General features: G+C 67.8%; 11 protein-coding genes and 1 pseudogene. 4 read left to right on the forward strand and 8 right to left on the reverse strand.

Translation table 11 applies throughout. The annotated features are described in order from the left end of the window. The 4 genes and pseudogenes from ENN83_RS05350 to ENN83_RS05365 form a co-directional block, all read right to left on the reverse strand. Positions 1 to 511: pseudogene (locus ENN83_RS05350) on the reverse strand (monovalent cation/H+ antiporter subunit A); the annotation flags it as partial. 119 nt (positions 512 to 630) lie between these two features. Then, positions 631 to 912, reverse strand: coding sequence for a response regulator transcription factor (locus ENN83_RS05355; protein ID WP_287184919.1), 282 nt, complete (start codon positions 910 to 912; stop codon positions 631 to 633). Beyond that, positions 909 to 1,151 (reverse strand): hypothetical protein, encoded by a 243-nt coding sequence (locus ENN83_RS05360; protein WP_287184920.1) that lies wholly within the window; start codon positions 1,149 to 1,151, stop codon positions 909 to 911. Before ENN83_RS05360 ends, ENN83_RS05355 begins: the two co-directional genes overlap by 4 nt. 43 nt (positions 1,152 to 1,194) lie before the next feature. Beyond that, positions 1,195 to 2,040, reverse strand: coding sequence for a hypothetical protein (locus ENN83_RS05365; RefSeq protein ID WP_287184923.1), 846 nt, complete (start codon positions 2,038 to 2,040; stop codon positions 1,195 to 1,197). A 287-nt stretch (positions 2,041 to 2,327) separates the two neighbouring features. Here ENN83_RS05365 and ENN83_RS05370 point away from each other — a divergent pair, with 287 nt between their 5' ends. The 4 genes from ENN83_RS05370 (at position 2,328) to ENN83_RS05385 (ending at position 4,985) form a co-directional block, all read left to right on the forward strand. Continuing rightward, positions 2,328 to 3,230, forward strand: a complete 903-nt coding sequence (locus ENN83_RS05370; protein WP_287184942.1) for a branched-chain amino acid ABC transporter substrate-binding protein — start codon at positions 2,328 to 2,330, stop codon at positions 3,228 to 3,230. Between the two features lie 23 nt (positions 3,231 to 3,253). Further along, positions 3,254 to 4,231, forward strand: a complete 978-nt coding sequence (locus ENN83_RS05375; protein WP_287184925.1) for a YVTN family beta-propeller repeat protein — start codon at positions 3,254 to 3,256, stop codon at positions 4,229 to 4,231. A gap of 39 nt (positions 4,232 to 4,270) precedes the next feature. Continuing rightward, a complete protein-coding gene (locus ENN83_RS05380; RefSeq protein ID WP_287184927.1) occupies positions 4,271 to 4,717 on the forward strand; it encodes a hypothetical protein in 447 nt (148 codons plus the stop codon). Positions 4,718 to 4,784: 67 nt separating this feature from the next. Continuing rightward, positions 4,785 to 4,985 carry a PepSY domain-containing protein gene (locus ENN83_RS05385; protein WP_414707624.1) on the forward strand — a complete coding sequence of 67 codons (201 nt, stop codon included), beginning with the start codon at positions 4,785 to 4,787 and terminating at the stop codon, positions 4,983 to 4,985. 78 nt (positions 4,986 to 5,063) lie between these two features. On the opposite strand, the gene hemP is transcribed toward ENN83_RS05385, so the two are convergent. The 4 genes from hemP to ENN83_RS05405 form a co-directional block, all read right to left on the reverse strand. Then, complete coding sequence (gene hemP / locus ENN83_RS05390) at positions 5,064 to 5,258, reverse strand: hemin uptake protein HemP (protein WP_287184932.1); 195 nt, start codon at positions 5,256 to 5,258, stop codon at positions 5,064 to 5,066. A 215-nt stretch (positions 5,259 to 5,473) separates the two neighbouring features. Continuing rightward, complete coding sequence (locus ENN83_RS05395; RefSeq protein WP_287184934.1) at positions 5,474 to 6,529, reverse strand: hemin-degrading factor; 1,056 nt, start codon at positions 6,527 to 6,529, stop codon at positions 5,474 to 5,476. Positions 6,530 to 6,632: 103 nt separating this feature from the next. After that, positions 6,633 to 7,061 carry an XdhC family protein gene (locus ENN83_RS05400; protein ID WP_414707623.1) on the reverse strand — a complete coding sequence of 143 codons (429 nt, stop codon included), beginning with the start codon at positions 7,059 to 7,061 and terminating at the stop codon, positions 6,633 to 6,635. A 118-nt stretch (positions 7,062 to 7,179) separates the two neighbouring features. Then, positions 7,180 to 8,178 (reverse strand): molybdopterin cofactor-binding domain-containing protein (locus tag ENN83_RS05405; protein ID WP_287184939.1); only part of this gene is annotated, 999 nt, incomplete at its 5' end.

Raw genomic sequence — 8,178 nt, forward strand, 5'->3', positions numbered from 1 at the left:
CCGCCAGCGCCATCCGCGCGCCCTGCCGACCCTCCGGCAGGTGCTTCCAGTAGCCGATCAGCAGGAACGAGGTCAGGCTGGTGAGTTCCCAGAAGATCAGCAGAAGCAATATGTTGTCCGAAATCACGATGCCCAGCATCGCGCCCTGGAACAGCAGCAGATAGGTATAGAACTGCCCCATCGGATCCTCGCCCGACAGGTAGAACCGCGCGTAAAGCGTGATCAGCAGCCCCATCCCCAGGATCATGCCGGCGAACAGCAGCCCCAGCCCGTCGAGGAAGAAGCTGGCCGACAGCCCCAGTTGCGGCAGCCACGCGACCTGCCACTGGATCATCTCGCCGCGCATCACGTCGGGCACCAGCACGCCCAGCATCACCAGCGCCAGGATCGTCGGCATCGCCGTGAAACTGGCGCAGGCGGTCCGGCCCGCACGGATCATGATTCCGGGGATCAATGCCCCGAGGAAGGGAAGGATCGCAATGATCGGTAACAGGCTGCCGCCGTTGCTCATCCGGTACACCACTCGATAGTTCGGCCACTTACCTAACCGCTTTCCGCCGGATGGGAAATGCAGATGGAAAAAACGTTATCACTCGGTGGGAAGACTGCCACGAATTGCCCATAAACGCATCAGGACAGCCCGGTCTCGATGGCCAGCCGCACCAGTTCCGTGGTGTTGCGCGCGCCCAGCTTGCGTTTCAGCGTGGAACTGGTGTTCGCCGCGGTCTTGTAGCTGATGCACAGCGCATCCGCGATCGACTGCAAATCCTCGCCCCGCCCGATCAGCCGCAGCACCTGATGCTCGCGTTCGGTCAGCGCCTCGAACACCTCGTCATAGCCCAGATCGCGCAGAAGCTGGCCACAGCCGATATGGGTCACCGGATGGTCGCCGACGATCAGCGCGGTCTTCATGCCAGGGCCTCCATCGCGGGGTGCGCGGCTCGGGCACCGGCAAGCGGCAGGCGCACGGTCAGCCGCGTGCCGCCGCCCGGCCGCGGGCCCAGCGCCAGCCTGCCGCCCAGCGCATAGACCCGGTCGCGCATCGCGGTCAGCCCGCGCCCCTCGACCAGCCCGGCCCCCAGCCCCACGCCGTTATCCTCGATACCCAGCGCGATCTTGCCCGGCCCCTGCCCGTCCGTCACCACCGCCATCGCGATCCGCACCCGGCCGGAGCGACCGTCTCGGCATCGCGCCTCAGCGTGCCATCGCCCGATCATTCGGCCACGCGCGCGATAGCGCCCGCCTTGACCTTCGGCCCGAACAGGCAGGGCCGAACTCGTCATGCAACTCCATCGCGATGGCACGCCGTTCCGCATCGCTCAGTTCCACGATCTTGCGCGCCAGCGCCGCGCGCTCCATCTCGCTGGTCTCCAACCCCTGCGAAAGCGCGTTGAACCCGCCCACGATGGGCACGGAATCGGCGCCGCGCACACCCGCGATCCGCGTCAACAGATCGCCCGCCTGCAACGCCGCCAGCCCGCGATTGACCGTGTCCAGCGGCCGCAAGCCCCGCCCGATCACCGCCATCACCACCAGCGCAGAGGCCGGCAAGGCCGCGCCCAGCGTCCCGAACAGCGCCACCGCATCCTCGCGGATCTCGGAGATCTCGTCCTGCGGCGCCGTGCTCAGCGAGACAAAGCCGTAATCGCGCCCGTTATCCAGGATCGACAGCCGCGTCTCGCGCCGGGGGGGCATCACCAGACCGGCGAACCAGCCGGGCGCGGGCGCGACCTCGGCCTCGCGGCTGCCCGACAGCACCGGCAGCGGCCCGGTGCGCGAATCGTAAAGCACCAGCCGGACGTGGCGCGGCTCGACCAGTTGCTCGGACAGCACGTCCAGAACCCGCCCGGGCGGGTGGTCGCGCATCGCCGTGCCGACCGCCGCGATCACCTGGGCGCGTGCCGCCGATTCGGCCGACGTCATCTCGACCCTGATGGCGTTGCGCGCATTCTCCAGCATCACCCAACCCGCCAGCGCCACGGCCCGAAGCCCGGCCACGCACAGAACCACCTGCCAGCGTAGATGAAGCCGGTCGAACATCGCTGTTTCCTCCCCTTGCGACCCATTCTGGCGTTTCCTGCGCCAAGGTCGATTGGCGACGCTGCGCCAACGGGAAGGATCGGCAAGGTGATTGCCGATTCTTCCCGGGCAGATTTGGGAAGAACGGCGCGCGCCGGCATGCGCGCCCGGAAGACGGGAGAAGCAGAGGGGGAAGATCGGCCATGGCTGCCGAAAACGGGTTCTGGTCCAACCTGTCCGGATTGCGCCTGCGGGCGCGCGCCGCGCTGCTGGGCGCGGCTTTTGCGTCGCTGGCGACACTCCCTGCCATGGCGCAAGAGGTCCGGACAGCCGTCATCCGCGTCGATTACCCCTCTCTCCTTCCCCTGTCGCGGCTTGACCTGCCGACCGAGGATCGCGCCTTCGCCGGTGCCACGCTCGGCACCGAGGACAACGCCACCACCGGCCGCTTCATGGGCCAGACCCACGAGACGGTGACCGTGGCCACCACGCCCGAGGACGCGCTGGCCGCGTTCGAACGGCTCGTGGGCGACGGCTACCGCCTCTTCGTCATCCTCGCGCGCGAGGCCGAATTGCTGGCGATGGCCGATGCCTACCGCGCCTCGGCCCGGAATTTCGGCGCGCGGATCGTGGGCGAGCGTGAATTCACCGATACCGGCGGCTCGCGGGTGTCGGATTCGGGCCATGTGCTGGTCCAGCGCCAATTGCCCGTCTTCATGCAGAATACGGCGCGCCATGACGTGGTACTGGCCGCCGACGCCACCGACTATTTCGCCGAATACCTGCCCTACAACACATGGCAGGCCGCGCCGGTCGCAGGCTCGGCCGGGCTGGTGCCCGTAACCTGGGCGCCGACGCATGAATCCCGGGGCGCGACGCAGCTCAACACACGCTTCGAAAAACTCACGAACCGTCCGATGCGCGACGAGGATTACCAGACCTGGCTTGCCCTGCGCGTTATCGGCGAGGCCGTGACCCGCACCGGCTCGGCCGATCCGGCCGAGTTGCGCGCCTGTGCGCTGGGCGACGCGTTCACGCTGGCCGCCTTCAAGGGCGAACCGGTGACCTTCCGGAAATGGAACGGCCAGATGCGCCAGCCGATCCTTCTGACCAATGGCCGGATGACGGTCAGCGTCTCGCCGCAGGATGGCTTCCTGCACCAGCGCACGCTTCTCGACAGCCTCGGGCTCGACCAACCCGAATCCGCCTGAACCGCTTTCGAATGAGGTATCCGATGATCCGCTCCACGCTTCTGGCCGCCGCCGCCGCCCTTGCCATTGCCGCCACGCCCGCGCTTGCCAACAATGTCTTCGTCTCGAACGAACGCGGCAACACCGTGACCGTGCTGGACAGCACCACCTGGGAGGTGATCGCCGAGTTTCCCGCCGGAAACCGCCCGCGCGGCATCACCATCGCCCCCGATGGCAGCGAGCTTTACGTCTGCGCCTCGGATGACGACCTGGTGCGCGTCTTCGACCCCAACACCTTCGAGGAACTGCACACGCTGCCCCCCGGCTCCGACCCCGAACTGTTCGTCCTGCACCCCTCGGGCAACCCGCTCTACATCGCCAACGAGGACGACAACATGGTGACCGTGGTCGATGTGAAGACCCGGCAGGTGCTGGCCGAAATCCCCGTCGGCATCGAACCCGAGGGCATGGCGATCAGCCCCGATGCGCGCACGGTCATCAACACGTCCGAAACCACCAACATGGCGCATTTCATCGACGCCGAGACCTACCAGATCACCCATAACGTGCTGGTGGACCAGCGCCCCCGCCATGCCGAGTTCACCTCGGACGGCACCAAGCTCTATGTCAGCGCCGAGATCGGCGGCACCGTCAGCGTGATCGACATGACCGCCGACGAACCCGCGATCACCAGGAAGATCAGCTTCGAGGTGCCCGGCATCCAGCCCGAATGGCTGCAACCCGTGGGTGTCAAGGTCACCGCCGATGGCAGCCGCGTCTTCGTCGCGCTGGTGCCGTCGAACCGCGTCGCGGTGATCGACGGCGAAACCGACGAGGTCATCAAGTATCTGCTGGTCGGCCAGCGGGTCTGGCAGCTCGGCTTCACGCCGGACGAGAAATTCCTGATCACCACCAACGGCAACTCGAACGATGTCTCGATCATCGACGTCGCCCGCGAAGAGGTCATCAAGTCGGTTCAGGTCGGCCAGCAGCCCTGGGGCGTGGTCGTCGCGCCGGACTGACGCACAAGGGACAGGAACGGAATGAAAGGGAGGAACACCATGAAGAAACTAGCCTTTGCCCTTGCGCTGGGCCTGACGGGCGGCCCCGTGATGGCCGCGCCGCTCTGCGACGATCTGGGCTTTGCCGGACTTCTGGCGCGCTGCAACCGCGGCGAGCCGATCGTGCTGACACTGGCTTCGGGCCAGCCGCTCCTTGACGGCGAACAACCCGTGGAACTGCAATCGGGCGCCTATTACGTTCTGGACATGACGGCGGACGGATCCGCGGAACTGGCCCTTGTCGGCCCGGAATTCTTCCGTGCGATCTGGATCAACGAGGTCGTCATCAATGATATCGAGGTGCGCGCGATGGCCCTCGACAGCCTCGAATTCGACGCCGCGGGGCAGGTCCGGCTGTCCTTCATCGCGATCAAGCCCGGCACCTACGATCTGCGCATCCCCGGCACCACCAGTGACAACCAGCGCGTCCAGATCGCCATCCGCTGACAGAAGGGACAAACCGATGAGGAGACTGATCGCCATTGCCGCGCTGATCCTCGCCCCCGGTCTTGCCATGGCCGATGACGAGGTGCCCGCCGAGGTCGTCGCGCAGATCACGGCCATGCTGGCCGAGATGCAATGCGAGATGGACCCCTCGGATATCGAGGCGGAAGACGATGGCGGCTACGAACTCGACGACGTGTTCTGCGTCGACGGGCAATATGACATGAAACTCGACGCCGATCTCCAGATCACCGAGCGCCGCAAGGAGTGATCGCGGGTCGCAGGCAAAAACGGCAAACGCCGCACAGGGCACCCCGCGCGGCGTTTCGCGTTTCCGGGATCTCGCCGGTCACTTGGTCAGGATCAGCTTGCCCGCCCGCGTGATCCGCAACAGGTAGTCCATTCCGTTCAGCCGGATCACCGCGCTGGACCCACCCCCCGTCAGCCACCGCGCATCATGCTCGGGCACCCGAGCGCCAGCATCGTCCTTCCCGCCGGCCTCCCCGGCCCGCACGCATTCCACCTGTCCGGTCGCTCTCTCCATCCACGCGCTCCTGTCCCGATCGGCCGGCCCTCGAACGGCCTGCACCCCCATTTCCTGACTGAAACAGTAGGCTTTGAAAAGAGGCATGCGACAACAGACAGGTGCCCCGGCCGGGCGGGGTATCGACCCGGATCGCGCTGCCAACCGACAGGCCCGGTCGGCCGCCGCGGCGGGCAGCGCGCCCGCCCTCCACGCGACACGGTCCAGCGCGCGGATCATGCGGTCACCGCGGTCCCCAGACCGGGCAGCGTCGCCACCAGATCGCCCCAGCCGGGTGTATGGTCAACCTCCCCCTGCCGCATGCCAAGGGCTTGCAGGATCAACGCCCCCCGCGCATCGAACGCCTCGACCGAGACGGCGGGGCCGCGCCTCGTCGGCCTGGTCACCGCCCAAAGCTCGGCCACATGGTCGCCGCGCAGATGCAGGTTGAAATCGGGATCGAGGATGTTCAGCCAGGGCCCCGTCGGCTTGATATTCGCCGCCGGTCCGCCATGGACCTCGATGCAGCCCCGGTTGCCGACGAACAGCATGAAGGGCAGGGCGCGCTCCGCCAGCCCGTCCAGCAGCCCGCTCATCCCGGCCGGGTCCAGCGCCCGCGCACGCGGCGCCCCCGCGATGCGATAGGCGCCCAGCCGGTTCATCCCGAGCTTGCGCAGCATTTCCGGGAACGGTTTCGTGTCGGTCAGCCGGTCCCATTCCTCGCGCAGCCGCCCGGCCCCGGCGGGGTCGGATTTCGTCGGTTCCACCGGCTCGCGCGGCGCAACGCCCAGGCTGTCGGACTGATCCTCCAGCCGCAGCGCGGCCAGCAGGTCCGCCCATTCGGCCTCGATCCCGTCCTCGCCCAGATAGATCTTGTGGACCGCATCCCCCGCCGCATCGAAGATCTGGAGCGAGCGGCGGATCCTGCCGCCCTTCTGCTCCTCGACCGCGAATCCATGCACCCAATGGTGGGGAAAGATCCGCAGGTTGATCGCCGGGCCCTGCACCATCGCGGCATGTTCGCCCGACGTGTAATCGCCATAGACGCCCGTCTTCTCGATCACCGCGCTGTCGTTCCGGGTCAGCGCCATCGCCTCGCCGAAACCGGGCATGCGCGGCATCAGCCCGTCGGGATGCGCCGCGATCCGGGTCACGCCCGCGCCGCATTGCGCGGCCAGAACCTGCGCCTCGGCCACGCCAAGGCTGTCGGCCAGATCGCGGCTGCGCATGGTGGATTTCTCGGCCCGGACGGCCCTGATCCTGTCCGGAGTCACGTTTTCGCCCGCTTCCATCGAAGGCTCCCTTTCCGTTTCGTCTGTCTCGGACATGCTGCCGGGCTGGCCGGGAAACGCAACCGTCGCGGCGTCGCTGGCTCGCGGGCCGTTCGCGAGACCGTCAGCCATCAGCCGCGATGCAAGCGGCCTCTGCCGCCCGCGCGCCCAGCGCCGCCATGATCTCGGCCAGAACGAAGGCCGCGATCACCGCAGGCCGCTTGTCGCCCGCCCCGGCCGCGCCGATGGGGCAGGTCAGCCCCCGATGCGCAACGCCCCGCTCGGCGAGGAACCGCAAGAGCCGCGCGCGCTTGCTGGCCGAGCCGATCATGCCGACATAGGCAGCGTCCCCCCGCGCCAGCGCCTCGGCCACCAGCAGGAAATCCAGCCCGTGATCGTGGGTCAGCACCACAATGGGCCGCGCCGGGCGGGGCCGCGCGAATCTCGGCCTCGACCCCCGGGGGCGCCTGCGCGACCTGATCGGCACGGCTGTCGATCGGCAGGGTCCGCACCGGCATCTGCACCAGCAACCCGGCCAGCGCCCGGCCCACATGCCCCGCCCCCGGGATCAGCACAAGCGGGCGGGCTTCCTGCCCGACCTCCTCCGCGCGCAGCAGGGCCGCCCGCGCCGCGGGGTCCGGCCGACGCAGCACAAAGCCGACCCGCCCGCCTCAGCCACCGCGCAACAGCTCAACGGCCATCAGCACCCGTTCGGACGTTGCGGGCGCGTCCAGCCGCGGACAGTCGCGGTACTCCGCCACGCTCGCCACCGCCATCGAGATCGCCTCAAGCACCGAGATCGCCAGCATGAAGGGCGGCTCGCCCACCGCCTTGGACTGCTTGATGGTCATCTCGCGATTCTCGGACCAGTCGGCGAGCCGCAAATTGAGGACCCGCGGAATGTCGGACGCCAGTGGAATCTTGTAGGTGGACGGCGCATGCGTCCTCAGCCGCCCCAGGTCATCCCACCAGAGTTCCTCGGTCGTGAGCCACCCCATTCCCTGCACGAAGCCGCCCTCGACCTGCCCCAGATCCAGCGCGGGGTTCAGCGACCTTCCCGCATCATGCAGGATATCGACCCGCTCGATCCGGTATTCCCCGGTCAGCGTATCCACCGACACCTCGGAACATGACGCGCCATAGGCGAAGTAATAGAATGGCCGCCCCTTGCCCGCCGCCCGGTCCCAGTGGATATCCGGCGTGCGGTAGAACCCCGCCGCCGACGGATGCACCCGCGCCATATAGGCCTCGTGCACCAGCCGGTCGAAGGGCACCGCCGCGCCCCCGATCCACACCTCGTTGGGCGCAAAGCGCACCTCTGCCGGATCGACGCCGCGGCTTTCGGCGGCAAACCCCACCAGCCGCGCCTTGATCTGCTCGGCCCCATCCAGCGCCGCCATCCCGTTCAGGTCCGACCCGGACGAGGCGGCGGTGGCCGAGGTATTCGGCACCTTCTCGGTCGTCGTCCTGGTGATCCGGATCCGCTCGATATCCACCTGAAAGGCGTCCGCCACCACCTGCGCGACCTTGGTGTTCAGCCCCTGCCCCATCTCGGTCCCGCCATGGTTCAGGTGGATCGACCCGTCCTTGTAGACATGGACCAGGGCGCCCGCCTGATTGTACCAGGTCGCGGTGAAGGAGATCCGGCCCCGACAGATCCGCCGAGAACC

Origin of the sequence: Rhodovulum sp., from assembly GCF_011048875.1 — a bacterium.
GTDB lineage: Bacteria > Pseudomonadota > Alphaproteobacteria > Rhodobacterales > Rhodobacteraceae > Rhodovulum > Rhodovulum tesquicola.